Genomic DNA, 22,298 nt, shown 5'->3' with positions numbered 1-22,298 from the left:
CTCCGCACCAGGACCGTGACGACAGGTAAAGCCATGATGAACCAGCTTTTTGGTAACTCCCTCCTCTTTGGCGGTAACGCGCCCTTCGTCGAGGAGTTGTACGAAAACTACCTCGATAATCCCGGTTCCGTCTCCGAGCAGTGGCGCGAGTATTTCGACAAGCTGGCGCAGCTTCCCGGTCACGTCGCGCGCGATGTGCCGCACTTGCCGGTGATCAACGCTTTTGCCGAGCAGGCGAAGAAGGGTGGCTACCGCGCCGCAGCGGTGGCGCCGGCCGATGACAAGAAGCAGGTCGGCATTCTGCAGATGATCACCGCCTATCGTTTTGCGGGTGATCGTTGGGCCAATCTGGACCCGCTGAAGCGCACGCCACGTCCGGATCTGCCGCAGCTTGACCCGGCTTACTACGGGCTTTCGGACGCCGACCTCAACACCATGTTCGCCGTCGGTTCGTTCAAGGGCGTGCCTGAGCATGCCACCTTCGGGCAGATTCTCGATGCCCTCAAAGCCACCTATTGCGGCTCTATCGGTGTCGAGTACATGTACCTCAGCACGCTCGCCGAGAAGCGCTGGGTGCAGGATCGCCTTGAGCGCATCCACTCCAAACCCAGCTATACCCCCGAGCAGCGCCTGCGCATGCTTGAGCGCCTGACGGCTGCTGAAACCCTCGAACGCTATCTGCACACACGCTACGTCGGTCAGAAGCGTTTCTCCCTTGAAGGTGGCGAGTCGCTGATTGTCTCCCTCGACGAACTGATCCGTGTGGCGGGAAGCGGCGGCGTTGACGAAATCGTCGTGGGCATGGCCCACCGTGGTCGCCTCAATGTTCTCGTGAACACGCTGGGTAAAGCGCCGTCGATGCTCTTCGACGAGTTCGAGGGCAAGAAGGCGCAGGATCTGACTGCTGGCGACGTCAAGTATCACATGGGTTACTCGTCCGATGTCTCGACACCCGGCGGACCGTGCCATCTGACGCTGTCGTTCAATCCCTCGCATCTGGAAATCGTTAACCCGGTGGTCGCTGGCTCGGTGTTTTCACGCCAGCTGCGTCGCGGCGAGGACGGCAAGGACAAGGTGCTGGCGGTGCTCATTCACGGTGACGCTGCCGTGGCTGGCCAGGGCGTCAACCAGGAGATGCTCAACTTCGCGCAAACGCGGGGCTATGGCGTCGGTGGTACGGTGCACATCGTGGTCAATAACCAGATCGGCTTTACCACTTCCGACCCGCGCGACTACCGTTCATCGCTGTACTGCACGGACATCTTCAAGATGGCCGAGGCGCCGATCTTCCACGTCAATGGCGACGACCCCGAAGCGGTCGCCCTGGTCACCGCGATCGCCATGGATTATCGTCGGACCTTCAAGAAAGATGTCGTCGTCGACATCGTCTGCTACCGCAAGCTCGGGCATAACGAGCAAGACGAGCCAATGGTCACGCAACCCCTGATGTACAAGAAGATCAGGTTGCATCCAGGGACACGCAAGCTGTACGCAGACAAACTGGTTGACGAAGGGGTTCTGGTGGTCGAAGGCCCAGACGAGATCATTGCCGATTACCGCGCCCATCTCGACCGCGGCGAGCTCTTGTACAACCCGGTGCTCGCCGGCTACAAGCATCCGATGACCATCGACTGGACGCCTTTTCTTTCGCCGCGCTATATCGAAACCTGCGATACCAAGGTGCCGATCACGGAGTTGCGGCGCCTGTGCGAACGCTTGTCGACCCTGCCCGAGGGTTTTACCCTGCACAGTCGGGTCAAGAAGATCATCGACGATCGTCGTGCGATGGGCGAGGGGCAACTGCCGGTAGACTGGGGGATGGCCGAAAACCTCGCCTACGCGTCCTTGCTGGTGTCCAGTTACGGTATTCGTATTTCTGGTGAAGACGTTGGCCGCAGCACTTTCTTCCACCGCCACGCGGCGCTGCACGACCAGAATCGTGAAGAGTGGGACGACGGCACCTATGTTCCCCTGGCTCATCTCCAGGAAAAGCAGGCCAACTTCCAGTGCTATGACTCGGTCCTCTCGGAGGAGGCCGTTCTCGCCTTCGAGTACGGCTACTCGACTGCCAACCCCCACGAACTGGTGGTCTGGGAAGCGCAATTTGGCGACTTTGTTAACGGCGCGCAGGTGGTCATCGATCAGTTTATTGCTGCCGGTGAAGCCAAATGGGGTCGTGCCAGCGGCTTGGTCCTCCTTCTGCCGCACGGTTATGAAGGGCAGGGCCCGGAGCATTCTTCGGCGCGCATCGAACGCTTCATGCAGTTGTCTGCCGAGATGAACATGGAAGTTTGCCAGCCGACGACGCCTGCGCAGATCTTCCATCTGCTGCGTCGCCAGGCCGTGCGCAATCAGCGCAAGCCGCTGATCGTTTTCTCGCCAAAGTCCTTGCTACGCCACAAAGACGCAACATCGAGCCTCGAAGAGTTGAGTGACGGCGAGTTTCAGCGTGTTATTGGCGAAGTCGAGCCGATCAACGCCAAGAAAGTGACCCGCGTCATCTTCTGCTCCGGCAAGATCTATTACGATCTGGTTGCCGCACGGCAGGAGAAGAAAGTTGCCCATATCGCGATTGCCCGCCTCGAGCAACTCTATCCCTTCCCGGAGAAGTCTTTCCACGACGAAGTGGCCAAGTATCCGAAGGCAACAGAAATCGTCTGGTGTCAGGACGAACCGCGCAATCAGGGTCCCTGGTACTGGATCGCCTCACGCCAGCATCTGTCGCGCGAGCTCAACGACAAGCAGCATTTGCTGCTCGTCTCCCGCCCGGCGGCCGCTTCCCCCGCAGTTGGCTATGCCAGCAAGCATAATGCCCAACAAAAGGCTCTGATCGACTCCGCGCTTGGTGAGATCGAGTACTACAAATTGCCCTAGAACGGAGAGAACATGATCATCGACGTCAAAGTTCCACAGCTCTCGGAATCTGTCGCTGAAGCGACGCTGGTTTCGTGGCACAAGAAAGCCGGTGAAGCGGTTGCCCGGGATGAGAATCTTATCGACATCGAGACCGACAAGGTGGTTCTCGAACTGCCGGCACCGGATAGTGGCGTATTGGTTGAAATCGTCAAGGGCGATGGCGACACGGTTGTTGCGGGCGAAGTCATTGCACGTATCGATACCACGGCGCAGGCCGGTGCTGTGGTCGCGCCAGTGGCCACAGCGGCGCCTGCGAAAGCGGCGCCTGCGAAAGCGGCGCCTGCCGGGGAGGCAGCTGGCGCTGCGGCGGCGGGAGTTGCCATGCCGGCGGCACGCAAAATCCTCGAAGAAAAGGGTATTGCCGCTGGCGACGTTGTCGGTACGGGCCGTGGTGGGCGGGTAAGCAAGGCTGATGCCGTGGCCGCTGAGCGTCCGGCGGTGAGGCCGGTTGCCGCTGGCCTTGCCGCTAGCCTTGCCGCCGCGCCAGTCGCTGTGGCTGCGAAAGTGAGCGCACCTGCCTTGGCCACCGCGCCGATGGTGACCGTGGCGCTCGGTGATCGGCCGGAGCAGCGCGTACCGATGTCGCGCCTGCGCGCCCGCGTTGCCGAGCGTCTGTTGCAGTCACAAGCCAGCAACGCCATCCTGACCACCTTCAATGAAGTCAATATGGGTCCGGTCATGGCCTTGCGCAAGCAGTACGGAGAGCGCTTCGAGAAGGCACATGGCGTTCGCCTGGGCTTCATGGGCTTCTTCGTCAAGGCTGCCGTCGCCGCGCTGCAGAAGTTTCCGATCATCAACTCTTCGGTTGATGGCAGCGACATCGTCTACCACGGCTACATCGATATCGGTATCGCCGTGGGCAGCCCGCGCGGCCTGGTCGTCCCGATTCTGCGCGACGCCGACCAGATGTCGATCGCCGATATCGAGAAAAAGATCGGCGAGTTTGGCGCCAAAGCCAAGGACGGCAAGCTGTCGATGGAGGATCTGACCGGTGGTACCTTCTCGATCTCCAACGGGGGGGTCTTCGGTTCGATGTTGTCGACGCCGATCATCAACCCGCCGCAGTCGGCGATCCTCGGTATTCACGCCACCAAGGATCGTCCGGTGGTGGAGAACGGTCAGATTGTCATTCGCCCGATCAACTATCTGGCAATGTCCTACGACCACCGTATCGTCGATGGTCGTGAAGCCGTACTTGGCCTGGTGACCATGAAGGAGGCGCTGGAGGATCCGGCCCGCCTGCTCCTCGGCGTATAAACTCTCACCACCGAGGCACGGAGTCGCAGAGTTTCACACTGTGCGAAGTCCGTGCCTCGCTGTCTCTGCGGCTGGAAAGGGAAACTATCATGTCCAAGCAATTCGACGTTCTCGTTATCGGTGGTGGGCCCGGTGGCTATATTGCCGCCATCCGAGCGGCACAACTGGGTTTCAGTGTCGCCTGTTGTGAATCCAATCCCTACGCCGATCCCAAGGGCGAGCCGCGCCTCGGTGGCACCTGCCTGAACGTGGGCTGCATCCCGTCGAAAGCCCTGTTGCATACCTCCCATCTTTTCGAGGAAGCGTCGCACGGCTTTGCTGCGCAGGGGATCGATGTCGGGACGCCGAGCATTGACGTCGCCAAGATGGTGGGCCGCAAGAACGGCATCGTCAAACAGCTCACCGGCGGTATCAAGATGCTGTTCAAGAAGAACAAGGTCACCCTGCTCAACGGTCATGGCGCATTCCTTGGCCAGAAAGGCGAGAACTGGCAGGTTAAGGTGGGTGACAGCGTCGTCGAGGCGAAGCAGGTGATTGTAGCCACCGGCTCCAGGGCGCGTCACCTGCCCGGTGTTCCGGTCGATAACGAGATCGTTTGCGACAACGAAGGCGCGCTCGACATTGCGGCGGTGCCGAAGAAGCTCGCGGTCATCGGCGCTGGTGTCATTGGTCTCGAAATGGGCAGCGTCTGGCGGCGTCTCGGTGCCGAAGTGACGCTCCTCGAGGCCTTGCCCGAGTTTCTTTCGCTAGCCGACATCGATGTGGCCAGGGAAGCAGCCAAACTGTTTGCCAAACAGGGCCTGCAGATCATCACCGGTATCGAGATTGGTGACGTCAAGATCTCGCAGAAGGGTGTTTCGATCGACTATACGGACAAGGACGGGCAGGAGCAGCGACTTGACGCGGATCGTCTGATTGTCTCGATCGGCCGCATCCCGAATACCGAAGGTCTGGATGCCGACAAGGTCGGGCTCAAACTCACCGAACGCGGTCAGGTTGAGGTCGACGCACACTGCCGTACCAATCTTCCCGGGGTGTGGGCGGTGGGCGATGTGGTCGCTGGACCGATGCTCGCGCACAAGGCCATGGAAGAGGGCGTGATGGTCGCCGAAATCATGGCCGGGCAGGCCGGGCACTGCAATTTCGACACCATTCCCTGGGTGATCTACACCAGCCCGGAGATCGCCTGGGTTGGCAAGACCGAGCAGCAGTTGAAGGCCGAAGGCACGGCCTTCAAGGTGGGCAAGATCCCGTTTGCCTCGAATGGTCGGGCCCTGGGAATGGGCGATTCGAGCGGCTTCGCCAAGATCCTGGCCTGTGCGCAGACGGATCGTATCCTTGGCGTCCACATCATCGGTCCGAATGCTTCGGAATTGATCTCTGAAGGTGTCGTGGCCATGGAGTTCGGTGCTGCATCCGAAGATCTGGCGCGCATCTGTCATGCTCATCCGACGCTGTCGGAAGTGGTTCACGAGGCGGCCCTGGCCTGCGACAAGCGGCCCTTGCACTTTTAAGACGGGTGCCCCCCGGCTAGGGGAGGGCGCGAGAGGTGCGACAAGCACCTCTCGGCTCTCACCTCTCACCTCTCGTTTCGCCGCCCCCGCCGGTCAGGGTAGTCGGGCGCTAGTCGCCGCAGAAGGGGTTGCTGCGGCGCTCGGCACCGAAAGTCGAACTCGGGCCGTGGCCTGGCAGGAAGGTCACGTCATCGCCAAGTGGCCAGAGTTGGCCACGGATGGACGAGATCAGGGTGTCGAAATCGCCTTTCGGGAAATCCGTACGACCGATAGAACCCTGGAAGAGCACGTCGCCGACGATCGCCAGACGGTCTGCCTTGCTGAAAAAGACCACATGCCCCGGCGTATGCCCCGGGCAATGCAAAACATCCATTTCGACCTCGCCGAAGCCTACCGTATCGCCTTGCTCGAGCCAGCGGTCGGGTGTGAAAGGGCGCGCTGCCGGCAGTCCGAACATTTTGCTCTGTTGCTGCATGCCATCGATCCAGAACTGATCCTCGCGATGTGGTCCCTCGATCGGCAGAGACAGGCGCTCGGCCAGTTCGGCAACCGCACCCGCATGATCGACATGGCCATGGGTGACGAGAATTTTTTCCAGGGTCACGCCGTTTGCCTCTACCGCCCGCAGAATGCTCGCCATGTTGCCGCCCGGATCAACGACCGCGCCACGTTTTGTTTGCTCGCACCACAGCAGGCTGCAGTTCTGTGCGAAAGGGGTTACCGGGATGATCTGATATTTCATGGTCGAGGCGTGTGTTGGCTTGGTTTGGAGGGATGGCGTAGTATACCTCCTGCCGCCGCGCTTGATTGAACCGCGGCATGCTGCCTTCCCGAGCGCGATGAGCAAACGGTCATGACAGTCGAGATACCCCGGATGATGAAAGTCATGACCGTCCACCCTCTCACTTGCAGTGCGCATTCTGGCTTACACGCCGGAATCGTTCGCCGGGCAGGGAGCATGCTCCCCGAATTCACCGTCTCACCCCCGGCCCTTCTCCCGCAGGGGGAGAAGGGAGTTTCGTGAGTCGCTTGCGCGACTTTCACATTAACGGTCATGACACGTGGAGACACCCCAAATCATGAAAGTCATGACCGTTTCCCTCTTCCCCTGCCCCTTCTCCCGCAAGGAGAGAAGGGAGGTTCGTGAGTCGCTTGCGCGACTTTCACATTAACCGCCAGGATCGCGCCCATGCTGGGCGCACAACGGATAGATCGTGGCTTCGCACGATCTATCCTTATTCCTTACCTCAAGGCCGCGTCGGGAATAGTAAATGCGGCGCCACACCAGCCCCCCACGTCATTGCGAGGAGGCGCAGCCGACGCGGCAATCCAGTTCCATCCTCTCACTATTTCCCACCGCATTGACATCGTGAACACTGAATACGCGAAAAGACAAATCTCTGGATTGCCGCGTCGGCTTCGCCTCCTCGCAATGACGGAGGGTGGGAGATGCTTGGCGAAAGTCTCATCAAGAATGCATGCCCACACTACTGCGTTTGCCTGAGATGTGAATCGGCTGATGCGACTCCGATGCCTGATCGATCAGGCGATACAGATTCGCTCTTGCTTCGCTGGCGGTCAGGGTGGTCAGTGGGCCTCCGGTTCGAGGCTTTTAGCGTACGTACGCCTCGTCAAACCCGCGGGAACGGCACAGCGCAGCCCTGTGCCGGCTAATCGGGATAGGAGAAAACCTCACGGCCTCCCTCGCTGAGCGGGCATGGCAGCCGTTGCACGCCGCGCAGCGTAGCGTAGCGACCCAGTTTCTGAAGATCTGTTTTGAGCTATTTGCAGCGGACAAACCGTGGTCTGTCCCCGGATTCCATTTGCGGATTCCTTGTGTTCGTCTTCCTTGACGTCAAGAGCGTCGGCTTGGTGGCTAGCCGACAAACCGGGGATCGAGTAGGGGACGGAGTTACCTCCGTCGCCCTCTCACACCACAGTAGGTGCGGTTCCGCATACGGCGGTTCATCTGTGCAGCAGATGGGGTCTTTCCCTGTGGTTGTTCCCATCACAGGGTTTTCAAGAACTCCACCAGCGCATCCTTCTCGGCCTCCGACAAGCCCGTGCCAAACTCATGCCCCTGATTGCTGCCGCCCTTGCTGCCGGTATCGAGCTTCGTCCCGACACGTTTGGCCGCCGGCGTGTCGGTAACGAACCCGACCCTCGCTTGGTCATACACGTCATAACCTCGCCAGAAAACCGTCGGCCGCTGCCCAACCGGCTCCAGCAAGTCCCTCAGCGTCGGCACCGACCCATTATGCAGATACGGCGCCTTCAGCCAGATACCGTCCAGAAAAGGCGCGACGTAACCGATCAAATCTTCCTCAACCAGGCCGCGACGCTCGAGGCCCATTTCCTTGACCACCTGGTTGGCTTTGATCGCGGCGCCCTTGTTCCACGAGTCCAAGCGGCCGCGGTCGGTGCCGACTTCAGCCAGCGGTAGCGGCCGGCCGGTGAGTTCGCTGGCGTGGCAGCTGGCGCAGTTGGCGTCGAACAGGGTTTTGCCCTCGGCCGCCTTTGCCTGATCGATGGCGAAGGGGTATTTCGGTGGTGGCAGTTCGGAGAGGTAGCTGTGCAGCCATTGCACCTGCCCGACGAAGTCCTGCTTGTTGGCGGGCGCGGCGCCAAGCAGGCCCAGGGCGGAGTCCATGATCACCGAGTAGGCGTCGCTGCTGTCGCCGGCGTAGTTCATGCGGTGACCCTGATCCCAGACGTACTTCTTGAGGTTCCATACCGAGGGCATGTCGGTGGGGCCGAAGGTATCGTCCATGGGAGCGCCGATCATGAAGTACTTGGTCAGGTTCATGGCGTCATCGCGGCCGCGGCCCCAGTCGGGAAAGTCGGGGCGGTAGATCCAGGCGAACTGCTGCTCGCGTTCGAGCAGGCGCTTCTTGGTGATCGGGATGACGAAGAAGCGGTAGAGAAGCTGGTCGATGAGGTCGAGATCGGTGACGCGATTGATTTCGGCCATCAGGATGTCGGCGTTGAAGCGCGGGTCCTTGGCGCAGTCGATCAGGTAGCGGAAGAAGGCTTCGACGTTGGTGGTGTGTGCCGGACCGCCGACGACAAAGACCGGGTTGGCATCAGGCGATTCGCGGTAGCTGGTGGTGTGGCAAACGGCGCAGTTATTGGCCACGCGCGGAAAGCCGATGGTTTTCTTGCTGAAGCCGGCCGGCAGTTCCTGGCCCTGCTCCCAGGGAACGCCGAGTGCGGCGTAACCACCGGGAAGGACCTTGCCGTCCTGGGTCAGTTTTTCGGGAAAGACGCGCGGCAGGACGTAGAAGATCCAGTAGGGGATGCCGGCGTCGTGCTCGGCGCCGATCGAGCCGTACTTGAAGCGCGTTTCGAAATCGGCGGTTACCCAGTCGGGCTGGGGACGTTCGCGGAAGCCGCGATCGTAGCCGATCACCCCGCCAACAACAATCGTGACGATGATCACCACGCCGATGGCGCGGAACCAGTTCCTGCAGGATCGCATGCTCATCGTCGGCTCCTCAGAAGGTCTTCATGAATTCGACCAGGGCGGTCTTTTCGTCGGCGCTCAGCTCGGTGCCGTAGGCCTTGCCGGTGTGGCCGCCGTTGCCGTTGCCGGGAGCGCTGGTGTCGAAAAGGAAAAACGGCTGACCGTTGCCCTGCGGCTGATCGGAGACGAAACCGACCTTGAGCGGGTCATAGACGTCGTTGCCGCGATAGAAGCTCGCGGGCCGGGCGGCCGCCGGTTCGAGCAGTTCGCGCAGGCTGGGCACCGAGCCGTTGTGCAGGTAGGGCGCGCGCAGCCAGACGCCATCGAGCGGCATGTTGGCGTAGCCGTGCGTCTTGCGGAAATGCGTGAAGCGCCACGGGTAGCCGGCGTAGAGTGTGGCCTGATTCACCGCCAGCGTGTAGCTGTAGGAATCGAGCCGGCGCCGGTCGGTACCGATCTCGGCCAGCGGCGTCACCTTGCCGACCAGCTCACCACTGAAATCGCTGCCCGAAGCGCCGTGACAGTTGGCGCAATAGGCCTTGTAGATCGGCGCGCCGCGCAGGGCCAGTTCGGCGTCGACCGGGAAGAACTGGCTGAAGCTCGGTGGCGAGGCGTCGAGGATCCAGTCCTCGACGCGGCTGATGCGTTCGATGTCGATGGTCGGCGGCGTCGTGCCGGTGCCGAAGGCGGCGCTCTTGTTGCGCTCTTCGACGGTGGTGTTGTTGCCGTCCCAGTGCAACTGCATCTCGTGCGGCTCCTTGCGCTGGCGTTGCCGCCACAGCGAAGGAAAGTCGGCCGGGGCGTCGAACTCGGCGGGGTCGAGATGCGCCATCGGGAAATTGAAGATCACTTTCGCCGAGTTGAAGGTATCGACGCGTCCCGGGCCCCAAGCGTGCTGCCTGGCGACCCAGTCGAAGCGCCCGGCAAGCGCCAGCACGCGATCGCGCATGATGGCAATGGCCACCGGGTAGACGACGTAGCGATCGAGCAGGTCGAGCTGGCCGCCCTGGCGTTCGATCTCCGGCAGGATGAATTCCTTGGAGAACTTCGGGTCGGCGGCGCAGTGGAAGAAGAATTCCTCGAAACCCTTCATGTTGAAAGTCGCGGCCGGCATGCCGAGGACGATCGTCGGCGGCTGGGCGGCGGCAGTACGCACGGTACTGGTATGGCAGACGGCGCAGTTGACGAAGACCCGATCGATGCCCTGGTAGCGGCGCTGCGAAGTGCCGACCGGAAGGTCGCGGTCGCTGCCATCGGCGTTCTTCTCGAAAACCATTCCCAGGGACTGGTAGCCCTTGCCGGGCAGATATTGCGGGCAGACGTCGGGCAGCACCCGCCAGATCCAGTAGGGGAAACCCATCTCGTGCTCGCCGCCAGTGGAACCGTACTTGAAGTGCTCGGTCGGGCTGGCGTGGTCCACCGGCACGTCGCCGCCAAAGCGCTGCACCAGCCAGATCACGGCCAGCAGCGGAAGTACGATGGTGACGATGAAGAGAATGATGAAGCGTCGCTTCCAGGGGCTTTTCGCTGTGTCGTTTTCGTTCATCTATCTTCTCCCTTTTCTTCTCGCCGGCTAATGCGCCGGCAAACACGGGCGCAGGGCCTCATAGCCGGCGGCGAGCAGCGTTTCAAGTTGCGGGGTTTGACCGGTTTCGGCGCGCAGCCATTGTGTCACCTGAGCGAGCAGTGCGGCGCGCACCGGGCTGCTGCGCCATGCTTGAGCGTCGCTGGCAAACGCCGGCAACATGCTTTCCGGCGGCATCGGCGTCTTCGCACGCTGCGCCGGCGCGATGTCGGCCATCGCCAGGCGTACGTAGAGGCGCGGGGCGCAGTGGCGAAGACTGGCGTCCACTTCGGGCGGACTACCCTGCAGAAAATTCGGCGGAAAAGTCTCGGCGGTCTGGTGGCAAGCGGCGCAATAGGGTTGAAAGCTGCGCAGCAGCGGATCGCCGGCGCTGCTCGGCGCCTGACCCGGCGCCACGGCAGCGACTTCCAGCTGCGCCGGTGGCAAATACTCGGCAGCCTCGCAGCAGGGCGCCGCGGCAGGCGTGCCGAGCTCGGCGAACAGTGCTGAAAAAAGCGACTGGCGCGGGAAAGGAGCAGGTCCGAACAGGATTGCGGCTTGCGGGCCGGCGGACAGGCGGTCGATAGCCTGCTGCACGATGGCGAAATCGGGGCGGACTTCCAGTATCGCCTCGCCATCGACCCAGCCATCGCCCGCATTGGCCTCGCTGCGGCGGATTTCGATCGAGGAGATCACGTCGGCGGCAGCGTTTCTCACGGGCAGCCCGTCGGCTTGCGGCGACAAGGTCGCGCCGGCGGCGGTCCCCGTGCCGACCAGTGTCAGCTCAAGATTGTTCAGGGCCGTGCCGCCGGGCAGCGTCAGCCGCGTCAGCCGCCCTCCGCTCGCTCGACCGGCCGGCACCGACAGCGTTCCCGCCAGCAACGTTCCACCCGTAGCGGAGCAGCGCAAGGACCAGCGCGCAGCGACTCGGGTATCGATTCGGCAGGGCACGCCGAATCGCTCTGCGTCAGGTGGCGCCAAGCGCGCCAGTGCACTCTCCAGTTGCCGCCGGTCGCTGTCGGCGACAAACTCCGCCAGGCCAGCCACCAGCTGCCGCAGCGCATCCGGGGCGTGCGGGCGCCAGAGCGCTCCAGCGGAGCGCGGCAAGAGCGGGTCGAAGCGAGCCGGCACCGCCGCCAAAGCCGCCCGCGCAGCGCTCTCCGCGGGCCAGCCATTAACCGCCTGCAAGGGGTTGCGGTTGGGGATGTCGGGATTGCCCGCGCTCAGGCCGCCCGGCCAGCGGCGTCGCGCCTGCTCGCGCAGCGGCTTGTCAACCGCCTGCATGAAGCGGGCGTCAGGGGTCCAGGTCTGACCGCTTGAGAGCGCGTGCCGCAAGGCGGCGGCGAACAGGCCGGCGCGGCAGCCTTGCGCCTCGGCCGAATGGCCGCCGCAGCCCGCGCGCCACAGAAGCTGGGTCAGGGCAAAGCCGTTGGCGCGCTCACTGGCGTTGTCGATGGCGTAGGGAACGTCGATGCCACGGTCGGGAGGGATGCCGTAGAAGCTTTGAGCGCTGGCCAGCAGCGTCGCCGCCACCTGGGCATTGGCGTTGGTCTCGTCCCACAGGGCGCGCGAAAAAAATCGGCGAGCCGTTCTGATGACAAGCAAAACAGATGCTGCGGTTGGCGTAAACCAGGCGCGGCTTGCCGCCAGCTCGGTAGTCCTTGAGCAACTGGAATTCGAAGCGCCCGGCGGCCTCGTTGTAACTGATGATCTCGATGACCGCCGACTGCTCCTGGTAGCCGATGTAGAGGCGGTCCTTGAGCAGTGGCATGCCGGCGGCGAGCGGCGGGCTGTCGACGGCCACCAGGACGCGCGGATAGGCAAAGTAGTCGGGCGCGGCGGCCGTCCGCTGCAGCGAGCGACCCAGCGGAATCAGTACGCGCTTGGCAGGCGGCAGCGGACTGGCCGGGTCACGCTGCAGCTGGGAATCGATGCGGGCGAGCAAGGCCGCAAAAGGAAAAGGCACTTCGATTTCGGCGGCGGCACCACGGCGCACGGCAAACAGCTCCTCGAACAATGAACGGCCCTGGCTCGGGAGATGCTCGCCGGGGTCGGCCGGATTGACGACGGGCAGCGCAGCCACCGGCACCGGCCCCGTCGGGCGCGCTTCAGTCGCCGACACCGGCATGGCGACGAGTGTGGCCAAGCACGCTGCCAAGCCCGCCGCTGCCAGACCCGTGGCAAGCCGCCGCAGGATCACCAGCGAGGTCACGGGCGGACGCATCGTCAGCTGCCATGCCCAGGCTTTGCCAGACTCAGGGCTTGGCAGACTTGCCAGCAGCAGCGACCACGGTGCGTTGCTGCGTTCCCGGCCAGCAGTCTTCCTGCACCTTGCCGGTGGCGACGAAATTCGCCTGAGCCTTCTCGTCGGTGGCTTTGTCGTAAAGCGTGAAATTGAGCGCGAAACCGCGGTCCAGATAGGCGCGGCCAAGGTAAAAGCCGGGGCGGATCATGCGGATTTCGTCGCGCACCTTGAGTCCGCGCCGGCCGGCAAGGTAATCGGGACTTTCCTGGTAACCGGGAATTTCGTCGCTAAAGAAATAATCGATGATGATCGATTCGCGCCGCGAGTCGAGCAGACTCTGGCCGCAATAGAGCTTGGCCGGGAACAGCAACCAGGTTTCCTTGCCCGCATAACTCATCTTCTGCGGCTCACCTTCGACCAGGCCGAGCTTCTTGAGCAGTGACAGATCCTCGATGCGGTTGCGCAGCACGCCTTCGTCGCGGAAGAACACTTTGCCGCGCCAGAGGACTTCGCCAATTTCCTCGACGACCAGTCCCTTGAGGTGCAGGACGGTGCCACTGAAGCCACCGACCAGCTCGGAAAGCCGGAACTTGCCGCTGCTTCCACGCGGCAGCAGGATGCGACCTTCGAAAGCGCCATCGGGGATCGGACCGGCAGTCAGGCGGGCGTAGATCTGATCAATCTGCTCCTCGTCCAGCGTCGCCAGATAGTCGGGCGTGATCTTCGCCAGCTCAGCCGGTGGAATCGGATACTGATAGTCGACCTGCGCCAGGCTCATTTTCGTCTGGTAGCTCTTGGCATAAGGCGCGAACTTGATATCCGGGGGTTCCGGCTTGCTGCACGCGGCAAGGGCAAGCGCGGTGAGGGTGGCTAGCGCGCCAAGCGCGAAGCGTGACATCCGGTCAGTGCGCTGGGTGCGCTGGGTGCGCAGTTGGCTCAGGGCAAAGGTGTGCGGCAGTCGCATGATGTGATCTCCCGTTTCCTTACAGCGTGGCGAGGAAAGCGGTGAGCGCTTTCTTGTCGGCCTCGGAAAGATCCTCGCCGAAGCGGTGACCCTGGTTTTCGATCTCCTCGGTGCAGCTCTGGTAATTGGCACTGATGAAATCGCGCTGCTCACGCAGAATTTCGACGAAGCGCGACGGATTCTTGATGATCTCGTCGGCGATTGTCTGCAGCGTCGGCAAGAGGCTCGCCTTGCCGGCCGCTTCGAGCTTGTCCGGGTGGCGCTTGGCAAGGAACAGGTCGCCGATCAGCTGCTTGTGCATCAGGCCATTCAGGAAACCGGCGCTGGTACCGGCCGGAATCTTCACCTGCCCGAAATCGAACAGCGGCTTCTCGGTCTTGCCGTCGAGCGGTCGTATGCCGACGTCGATGATCAGGTCGGCGTTGGTCAACGTCCGCTTGCTGCCCCGTTCCTTGGGGTTCAGCAGCTCGAACATCGACAGCTTGTAGAGGTCGAAGCGGCCCTCGACGCTCGGGTCGTAGCGCAGGCAATCGGGCTGCCGTGCGAGGAGCAGGCCAGCGCTATCGACATAGCGGGCGCGGTGGAAGTCGTTGGCCTTGTTCGCCGGCTTGCCGCAGATTTCCGGCCCGATGGCGTTGTTGTGCATGAACGGCGCGGTCGCCCAGATATTGACCAGCGAGACATTGCGCAGGTAGCCGCGACCGGCATCCTTGAGTTCGTCGCGCTCGGGAATGTCGGCAACGACCTCGCGCTGGCGCAGGGTGTCCGACGCCGATTCCATGTACAGGTTGCCCGCCTTGTGGTTGGAGTGCAGCGAGCGGCAACGGAAAGTGCCGACCTCGGTGACCGGTGTCGCCTGATCGTTGCCCAGGAAATCGGCCCTTACCTGGCGCGGATGCGTTTCGCTGGCGGCGGCGAAGTCGCGATTCTTGAACGAGCCGCCTTCGCTCTCGGGAATGCTCGAATGGCAGCGCGCACAGTTTTCGGCGAAGACCAGCTGTCCGCGGCCAACGGCACCGGCGCCGAATTCGCTTTCCAGGTCGCGGACCAAATCGGCGCGACCATAAACCAGGCCACTTGAACCGGCCTGGCGAACATTGGCCAACGCCGCGTAGAGGTCGGTCTGATCCGACTCGGCAGAGGCAAAGAAATCGAGCACGTTCTGCAAGCGGTCCTCGACGGCCCGGAAGTTCGGGCAATCGCGGCGGCACTGGCCAATGTCGAAAGGTGTCTGTCCGAAACCGCGCTGCTCCGGGTCCACCTCGCGCATGTCGGCGAGGTGATTGACCCAGCACTGCTCGGAGCAGGAGCCGATGTTGAAGTACACGCGCTGGATCGCTTCCAGCGCGCCGGTCGAGTCTTCGCCGCCTTTGAGGATGTGATGGACGCCGGGCAATACAACTTTCTGGCCGCCGAGATTGACCGGCGTGGTGTCGTCGTCGCGGGTGCTCTTCTCCCAGCACTTGCCTTCGCGACCCGGCTCGCACCAGCACTTGCCCGCGTCGGTCTCGCTGCCGCAGCTCGCCGCCTTGCGCCATTTGGTTACCACTTCACCCTTGAATACCGGCCGCTGCGCGACATTGATCAGGGCATTGATGGTCCCCGGATTGTTGACCTGGTCATGCGAAATCGCCGAAGTGTCGGTGACCCCGGGACGGGCGTGCGCGAACATCTGATACTCGAGACTGCTCATCGGCAGGCCCGAACCGAGCAGTTCGGACATGCGCGTGTACTGGTTGCCGATCAGCCCCTTGAGATTCTCCCACTTGGGATGCGCCGGGTCGGCTGGCGGGTTGAGCGGATCGAACGCGATATGGCAGGAACCGCAGGAAGTGCCGATCAGGAATGGCGGCTCGACCGAGCCATCGGACAGCCGACTGACGCGCTGATCGGAGGCGATGCCGGTCTTGTCGATCAGTGGGCGGTCAAAGCCCGACCAGCTTCCGGGTTCGCCATTCAAGGCCTGCCACTTGGCGGCGTCGAAGCGTGGATTGGGAAACTTGCGAATTCCCAGCGCTCCCGTGGAGGTGCCGAACTTGAGATCGCAGGCGGAGTGCCGTTGGTCGAGCTTGCCGCCCTGGCTGTGCGGGTCGTCCGGGTCGAGGGCCGCATCCTTGAGGCCGCAGGCCGGGTCGATGTAGCCCGGCTTGCCGACATACTTCAGGAGCACGTCGTCGCCAGGACACCAGTCGAAGCCATAGGTTTCCGCCACCGACTTGGCCGGGCAGTCGGGATCGCCGGGTTTGCAGCACGAGGGATCGTTGATGATTCCCCAGGCCCAGAAACGATCGTCGCGCTGATCGGATCGCAGGACGCGGAACCAGTCGACCAGGACGCCAATGCGCTGCTGCAGGGTATAGGTATGGAAGCGGTCGTTACCGGCGGTGGCCTTGAACCAGATCAGCCGTCCGACGCATTCCGAATCACTCAGTCCTTCGCGGGCACAAGCTTCGTAATACGGAGCATCCTGGTCGATGATCGACGCTTCCGGAAGGCTTTGTTCAGCGGGAGCGGCAAGCGGGGAACCCGCTGCGCCTTGCGCATACGCGTCGCCGAAATTGATGTCGCGCTGGTAGAAAACACCGAAGCCAGCACCGAGAATGAGCGTCGCCGCCAAAGCGGCAAGCAGAGTACGTTTCATGCGTTCTCTCCTGACGGACACAAACAGCTTGAAACCCCAAACGTGGGAGACTCGTCGGTAGTGCAGTCGACGGCAGGGCAGTATCTGTTCGCATGCCCGCCCTGTCAAGCGCCGCCATTCTCGGCGCCACGCCCTAATTCAGTGCCAGCGTCCGCAGCGCGAACTCTTGTTAAATTATCGTGCCGGCACCCTCTTCGCGCTGCCGCGACTGACGGAGCTTTGGCAGCCGAGGCGCAAGGTGGTTCCACGCAAGCTGACGACCGACAAGGCACCCGCCCCCTCTGCCGCTATTCAAGAGACCTGCAGGCCCTCCCGGACGCAGGCAGGCGCTGCCAAAGAAGTTTTTTTTGAAAAACCATGCTGGCGGAAAATGTATTAAGCTTCCCCATTGCCAATCCAAAAATATTATCGACTGCGTGAAAACCTCGTGAACTGGACTCGCTTCAAAGGGCGCTCGCTCAAGACGAGAATCACCTTGTTTACGCTGACCATCTTCCTTGTCAGCATTTGGTCACTGGCTTTTTACAGCAGCCAGACCTTGCGGGCGGATATGGAACGTCTATTGGGTGACCAGCAATTGTCGACGGTCTCCCTGCTGGCCGACGAGCTGAATCACGAATTGGGCGACCGCCTGGCAATTCTGGCGAGAATTGCCAGCAGAATTACTCCGGCGATGCTGGCCAACACCACCACCTTGCAGGCTTTCCTGGCGCAGAGCCTGACTCTCGAAGGCGAACCATTCAACGCCGGCATCATTGTCCATCGACTCGACGGTACAGCGGTCGCCGAATTTCCTCCCGCCCCTGAGCGACTCGGTGTCAATTACACGGACATCGACAGCGTCGCTACGGCGCTACAGGAAGGAAAATTGACGATCAGCCGGCCTGTGATAGGCAAGAAACTGCAGGCGCCGGTTTTTGGCATGACCGTAGCCATTCGTGACCCACGTGACCATGTGATTGGCGCCGTGAGTGGGGTCGTCAATCTGGCCATACCCAACTTTCTCGACCACATCACCGACGGCCGCTACGGCAAGACCGGTGGTTTTCTTCTTGTTGCACCGCAGTACCGCCAGATCATCACCGCTACCGACAAGAGTCGCGTCATGGCCCACTTGCCGTCGCCAGGCGTCAATCCGACGATCGATCGCTTTATCGAAGGTTTCGAGGGACCCATCGTCTTCGTCAGTAGCGTTGGCACCAAGGTACTGAGCTCGGCCAGGAGAATCCCGGTTTCAGGTTGGGACATGGTGGCCATCCTTCCGACCGCTGAAGCTTTTGCCCCGATTCGCGCGATGCAGCAGCGCATGCTGCTGGCGGCGCTGCTACTGACCCTGTTGGCAGCCGCCGCAACGTGGTGGATATTGGATCGGCAGCTTGCGCCGATGCTTTCTGCCGCCAAGCTGCTCTCCCATTTGTCGGCTACGCAGCAGCTCCCGAAACCCTTGCCGATAGCCCGCCATGACGAAGTTGGCGAACTCATCGCCAGCTTCAATCACCTCGTCGACAGCCTGGGAAATCGCGAAAAAGCGTTGCAGGAAAGCGAAGCCTTCAAGAACACCATCCTCAATTCCATGGCTGCCGAAATCGTCGTCCTCGATCAGCACGGCGTCATACAAGCGGTGAACAAGCGTTGGCGGCGGTTTTCGCGGGAGAACAGCAGCCAGCCAGGGCAGCCCGCAGCGCATACCGAAGCCGGCACGAATTACCTCGCTTTCTGCACGCTCGACGCTGCGGCCCTGGCCGATGATGCAGCCAACCCCAGGCTTGGAATCGAAGCGGTTCTGGAACGCCGCTTGCCCTCCTTCAGTCTTGAATATGCCTGCCACTCGCCGCAAGAACTGCGTTGGTTCACGATGACGGTCATGCCTTTGGGTCCCGACATCGAGCGCGGCGTAGTGATCACCCATAGCGATATCACGGCCGTCAAGCGCGCCGAGCAATACGAACAGTTTCGCGGCCGCATCCTGCAACTGCTTGCGGAAGGCGAGCCGCTACACGGCATTCTTGAAGCGCTGGCGCAGGGTGTAGAGGAACTCAATCCGGGCATGCTGTGCAGCATTCTGCTGGTCGACAACGATGGCCAGCGCCTCACCACCGGCGCCGCCCCAAGCCTGCCAGACTCCTTCAACGCCGCGGTCAACGGGATGAAAATCCGCGCCGCAGCCGGTTCCTGCGGAACGGCGGCGTTTACCGGCCAGCGCGTCATCGTCGAAGATATCGCCACGCATCCCTACTGGGAGCGCGCCAGAGAGCTGGCGGCCAGTGCCGGCCTGAGATCCTGCTGGTCCGAACCGGTTCGCTCATCGCCGGGAAAAGTAATCGGTACCTTCGCCATTTATCATCGTCACCCGCATAGCCCGAGCGCGGCCCATATCGAGCTGATCGAACAATCCGCCCGCCTGGCCAGCATCGCCATCGAGCGCAACCTCGCGGCTGAACGGCTGCGCACCAGTGAGGCGCACTACCGCCTGCTCACCGAGAATGTTGCCGACATCGTCTGGCGGCAGGACCGCGATCACTACTTCACCTATATCAGCCCGGCCGACGAACGCTTGCGCGGCTACAAGGCAGAGCAGGTCATCGGTCGGCACGTGACAGAAGTGCTGACCGCCGAGGGCATCGCCATTCTCAAGGAGAAACAGGCGCTGCGCGCAGAAACCGAACGGCGGGGCGTGCGCACCGGGATTACCCGCTTCGAACTGCCACAGCGCTGCCAGGATGGCAGCCTGATCTGGCTGGAAGTCCTCTCCACGCCGGAACGTGACGCGCAGGGCACGATCATCGGTTATCACGGCGTCAGCAGGGAAATCACCGAACGCAAGTACGCCGAGGACCAGGTCCGCAAACTGGCGTTTCATGACCCACTGACCGCGCTCCCCAATCGCCGCCTGCTCAACGACCGTCTACAGCAGACGATGGCCGCCAGCGGGCGAGCACCCTGCCATGGTGCCGTGATGTTCGTCGACCTGGACAACTTCAAACCGCTCAATGATGCGCATGGGCACGTCATCGGCGACCTGCTCCTGGTCGAGGCGGCTGGGCGTCTGAAGAGCTGCGTTCGCGAGGTGGATACCGTCGCCCGCTTCGGTGGCGACGAGTTCGTGGTGATGATCAGCGAGCTGGCTGCGGACAAGTACGCGTCAATGGAGAAAGCCGCCATCATCGCCGAAAAGATTCGTGTCGCCCTGCGAGAACCCTATCGACTGAGCATCCCGTCCTCAGGACAGTGCGCCACGACGCTGACCCACCGGTGCTCGGCGAGCATCGGCGTCGCCTTGTTCATTGGTCACCAAGCCACGCAGGACGAGATCCTGCAGCGGGCCGATGCGGCCATGTATGAAGCCAAGCAGGCCGGGCGAAATTTCATTCGCTTTTACGATGGCGAACAGCGCGGCAGAGAGCCGCCGGCACAGCAGCGGGACGACGGGGGGTCTAGGGTCTAAAATGGGCGCTTTGCCAGACTGCGACCCCCAGCCATGATCCGCACCCGTTTTGCGCCCTCCCCGACCGGCTTCCTGCACATTGGCGGCGCGCGCACCGCGCTCTTCTCGTGGGCCTTTGCCCGTCGCCACGGCGGCAGCTTCATCCTGCGCATCGAGGACACCGACCTGGCACGGTCGACACCTGAAGCCGTGCAGGCGATCCTTGACGGCATGAACTGGCTGGGCCTGAGCCACGACGAAGGGCCTTTCTACCAGACCCAGCGCATGGCGCGCTACCAGGTGGTCATCGACGAGATGCTCGCCGCCGGCACGGCCTACCATTGCTACATGCCCCCCGAAGAACTCGATCGCCTGCGCGAGGAGCAACGTGCGCAAGGACTGAAGGCGCGCTATGACGGCACTTGGCGGCCGGAGCCGGGCAAGGTCCTGCCGACGCCGCCGGCCGGCGTCTCGCCGGCGGTACGCTTCCGCAACCCGAGCGACGGCGTCGTCGCCTGGGACGACCTGGTCAAGGGGCGCATCGAAATTGCCAACGCCGAACTCGACGACCTGGTGATCGCCCGCGCCGATGGCACACCGACGTACAACTTCTGTGTCGTCGTCGACGACTTCGACATGGGCATCACGCAGGTCATTCGCGGCGACGACCATGTCAATAACACGCCACGGCAGATCAACATCCTGCAGGCGCTGGGCGTGCAAGTGCCGCAATACGCGCACCTGTCGATGATTCTCGGTGACGATGGCCAGAAACTCTCCAAGCGCCACGGCGCGGTGAGCGTCATGCAGTACGACGAGGAAGGCTATCTGCCGGAAGCGGTGCTCAACTATCTGGCGCGCCTGGGCTGGTCGCACGGTGACGAAGAAATCTTCTCGATGGCGCAGTTCTGCGAGTGGTTCGACCTCGACCACATCACGCCGTCGGCCGCGCAGTTCAACACCGAGAAACTCAACTGGCTCAACGCGCACTACCTCAAGCGCGCCGAGGCACAGCGACTGGCGGCGCTGGTCTTGCCGCGCCTGCAAGCGCGCGGCGTGACGGTCAGCGCAACACCTTCCCTGCCGGCGGTGATCACCCTATACCAGGAGCGCGTCGCCAACCTCAATGAGCTGGCCGACGCGGCGGCGGTGTTCTACATCGACATCACTCCGAAAAGCGAACTCCTGGTCAAGCATCTGACGCCGGAAGCCCTGCCGGCGCTGGCCGACTTCGTCGCCGGCCTGCCAAACATCGCCTGGGAGCCGGCGGCGATTGGCGCCCTGATCAAGCACAGCGTCGCCGCGCACGGGCTGAAAATGCCCAAGCTGGCGATGCCTCTGCGGGTGCTGCTGACCGGCCAGGAACAGACGCCGTCGGTCGATGCCCTAGTCGCCCTTTTCCCGCGCGAAGAGGTACTCAAGCGACTGGCTGCCGCCGGCTGACGCTGACGGCGGGCCGAGACCGGCAAGCTTGCCAGCTGGCTAGCTTGCTAGACGGCGCCGGTGAATTCGCCGCGCGCCGGGTAGTCCTTGCTGATGGCGAAGTCGACCGCCCCGAGCAGATCCTGGAACTGCGGACGCGCGAAGGGCATCGTCTGGACCGCGCCGTAGTACAGCGTCCCATCCGGACGAACCAGGAACACACCGGGTTCGCTGAACAGCTCGGGCTCCTCGATCCCGATCGACGTCTGGCCGCGCGAAGTGCTGATATACAGCCCCCATTGGCGTGCGCTGCGCAGGCTCAGGGCGTAGGCGAACTGCACGCCTTTGGCACCAACTTTCTCGGCCATTTGCCGGCCACGTTCTTCACCGTCGCTGCTGATGGCCACGATCTGCACACCACGCGACGCAAACTCGGGCGCCAGGCGTTCGAGCTCGAGCAGGTATTTGGCACAGATCGGGCAATGCAGGCCGCGATAGAAAACCAGTAGGTCGAAGTGCTCGGCGGGTGACGCACCGAGGACGAAACGCCCGCCGGAGGTCAGCGCCACATTCAGGGCGGGAACCGGGTAACGCGGCAGCAATGCGTTCAGATGCATCTGGATCTCCTTGTGGCTAACGGTCATGACATGTCGAGACACCCCTGATCATGAAAGTCAGGACCGCCCCCCTCTCACTTGCAGTGCGCATTCCGGCTTGCACGCCGGAATCGTTCGCCGGGCAGGGAGCATGCTCCCTGAATTCCCCGCCTCACCCCCGGCCCTTCTCCCGCGAGCGGGAAGGGAGTTTCGTGAGTCGCTTGCGCGACTTTCACATTAACGGTCATGACACGTGGAGACACCCCAAATCATGAAAGTCATGACCGTTTCC

12 protein-coding genes and 1 pseudogene are annotated in these 22,298 nt (G+C 62.5%); 5 read left to right on the top strand and 8 right to left on the bottom strand.

Annotated elements, in window-relative coordinates; all coding sequences use genetic code 11:
- The first annotated feature begins 33 nt into the window (after positions 1-33).
- The 3 genes from E4Q23_RS05285 (at position 34) to lpdA (ending at position 5,687) form a co-directional block, all read left to right on the top strand.
- The gene (locus E4Q23_RS05285; RefSeq protein WP_169065663.1) at positions 34-2,874 is read left to right on the top strand and encodes a 2-oxoglutarate dehydrogenase E1 component; all 2,841 of its coding nucleotides are present in this window, start codon (positions 34-36) and stop codon (positions 2,872-2,874) included.
- Between the two features lie 12 nt (positions 2,875-2,886).
- Complete coding sequence (odhB, locus tag E4Q23_RS05280) at positions 2,887-4,173, top strand: 2-oxoglutarate dehydrogenase complex dihydrolipoyllysine-residue succinyltransferase (protein WP_169065662.1); 1,287 nt, start codon at positions 2,887-2,889, stop codon at positions 4,171-4,173.
- 89 nt (positions 4,174-4,262) lie between these two features.
- Positions 4,263-5,687, top strand: coding sequence for a dihydrolipoyl dehydrogenase (gene lpdA, locus E4Q23_RS05275; protein ID WP_169065661.1), 1,425 nt, complete (start codon positions 4,263-4,265; stop codon positions 5,685-5,687).
- A 109-nt stretch (positions 5,688-5,796) separates the two neighbouring features.
- On the opposite strand, the gene E4Q23_RS05270 is transcribed toward lpdA, so the two are convergent.
- From E4Q23_RS05270 to E4Q23_RS05240, 7 genes and pseudogenes are all read right to left on the bottom strand, one after another.
- The gene (locus E4Q23_RS05270; protein ID WP_169065660.1) at positions 5,797-6,429 is read right to left on the bottom strand and encodes an MBL fold metallo-hydrolase; all 633 of its coding nucleotides are present in this window, start codon (positions 6,427-6,429) and stop codon (positions 5,797-5,799) included.
- 744 nt (positions 6,430-7,173) lie between these two features.
- Positions 7,174-7,278: pseudogene (locus E4Q23_RS23605) on the bottom strand (type II toxin-antitoxin system Phd/YefM family antitoxin); the annotation flags it as partial.
- Between the two features lie 417 nt (positions 7,279-7,695).
- Positions 7,696-9,171 (bottom strand): c-type cytochrome, encoded by a 1,476-nt coding sequence (locus E4Q23_RS05260; protein WP_169065659.1) that lies wholly within the window; start codon positions 9,169-9,171, stop codon positions 7,696-7,698.
- Between the two features lie 10 nt (positions 9,172-9,181).
- Positions 9,182-10,696 (bottom strand): cytochrome c, encoded by a 1,515-nt coding sequence (locus E4Q23_RS05255; protein ID WP_169065658.1) that lies wholly within the window; start codon positions 10,694-10,696, stop codon positions 9,182-9,184.
- A gap of 27 nt (positions 10,697-10,723) precedes the next feature.
- Complete coding sequence (locus E4Q23_RS05250; protein WP_169065657.1) at positions 10,724-12,319, bottom strand: hypothetical protein; 1,596 nt, start codon at positions 12,317-12,319, stop codon at positions 10,724-10,726.
- 650 nt (positions 12,320-12,969) lie between these two features.
- Complete coding sequence (locus tag E4Q23_RS05245) at positions 12,970-13,923, bottom strand: hypothetical protein (protein ID WP_248595258.1); 954 nt, start codon at positions 13,921-13,923, stop codon at positions 12,970-12,972.
- 19 nt (positions 13,924-13,942) lie between these two features.
- On the bottom strand, positions 13,943-16,564 hold the full coding sequence (locus tag E4Q23_RS05240; RefSeq protein WP_169065656.1) for a cytochrome c: 2,622 nt from the start codon (positions 16,562-16,564) through the stop codon (positions 13,943-13,945).
- Between the two features lie 427 nt (positions 16,565-16,991).
- Here E4Q23_RS05240 and E4Q23_RS05235 point away from each other — a divergent pair, with 427 nt between their 5' ends.
- Positions 16,992-20,009, top strand: a complete 3,018-nt coding sequence (locus E4Q23_RS05235) for a diguanylate cyclase (RefSeq protein WP_169065655.1) — start codon at positions 16,992-16,994, stop codon at positions 20,007-20,009.
- A gap of 33 nt (positions 20,010-20,042) precedes the next feature.
- Positions 20,043-21,431: a glutamate--tRNA ligase gene (gene gltX / locus E4Q23_RS05230; RefSeq protein ID WP_169065654.1), complete on the top strand. Its 1,389-nt coding sequence runs from the start codon at positions 20,043-20,045 to the stop codon at positions 21,429-21,431.
- Positions 21,432-21,478: 47 nt separating this feature from the next.
- Here the strand turns inward: gltX and E4Q23_RS05225 are convergent, their stop codons facing one another.
- Positions 21,479-22,027 (bottom strand): peroxiredoxin-like family protein, encoded by a 549-nt coding sequence (locus tag E4Q23_RS05225; protein ID WP_169065653.1) that lies wholly within the window; start codon positions 22,025-22,027, stop codon positions 21,479-21,481.
- Between the last annotated feature and the right edge of the window lie 271 nt (positions 22,028-22,298).

Source organism: Candidatus Accumulibacter phosphatis (assembly GCF_012939955.1).
GTDB lineage: Bacteria > Pseudomonadota > Gammaproteobacteria > Burkholderiales > Rhodocyclaceae > Accumulibacter > Accumulibacter delftensis.
Note: the sequence above shows the minus strand (reverse complement) of the source record. Positions and strands in the feature narration are given on the sequence as shown.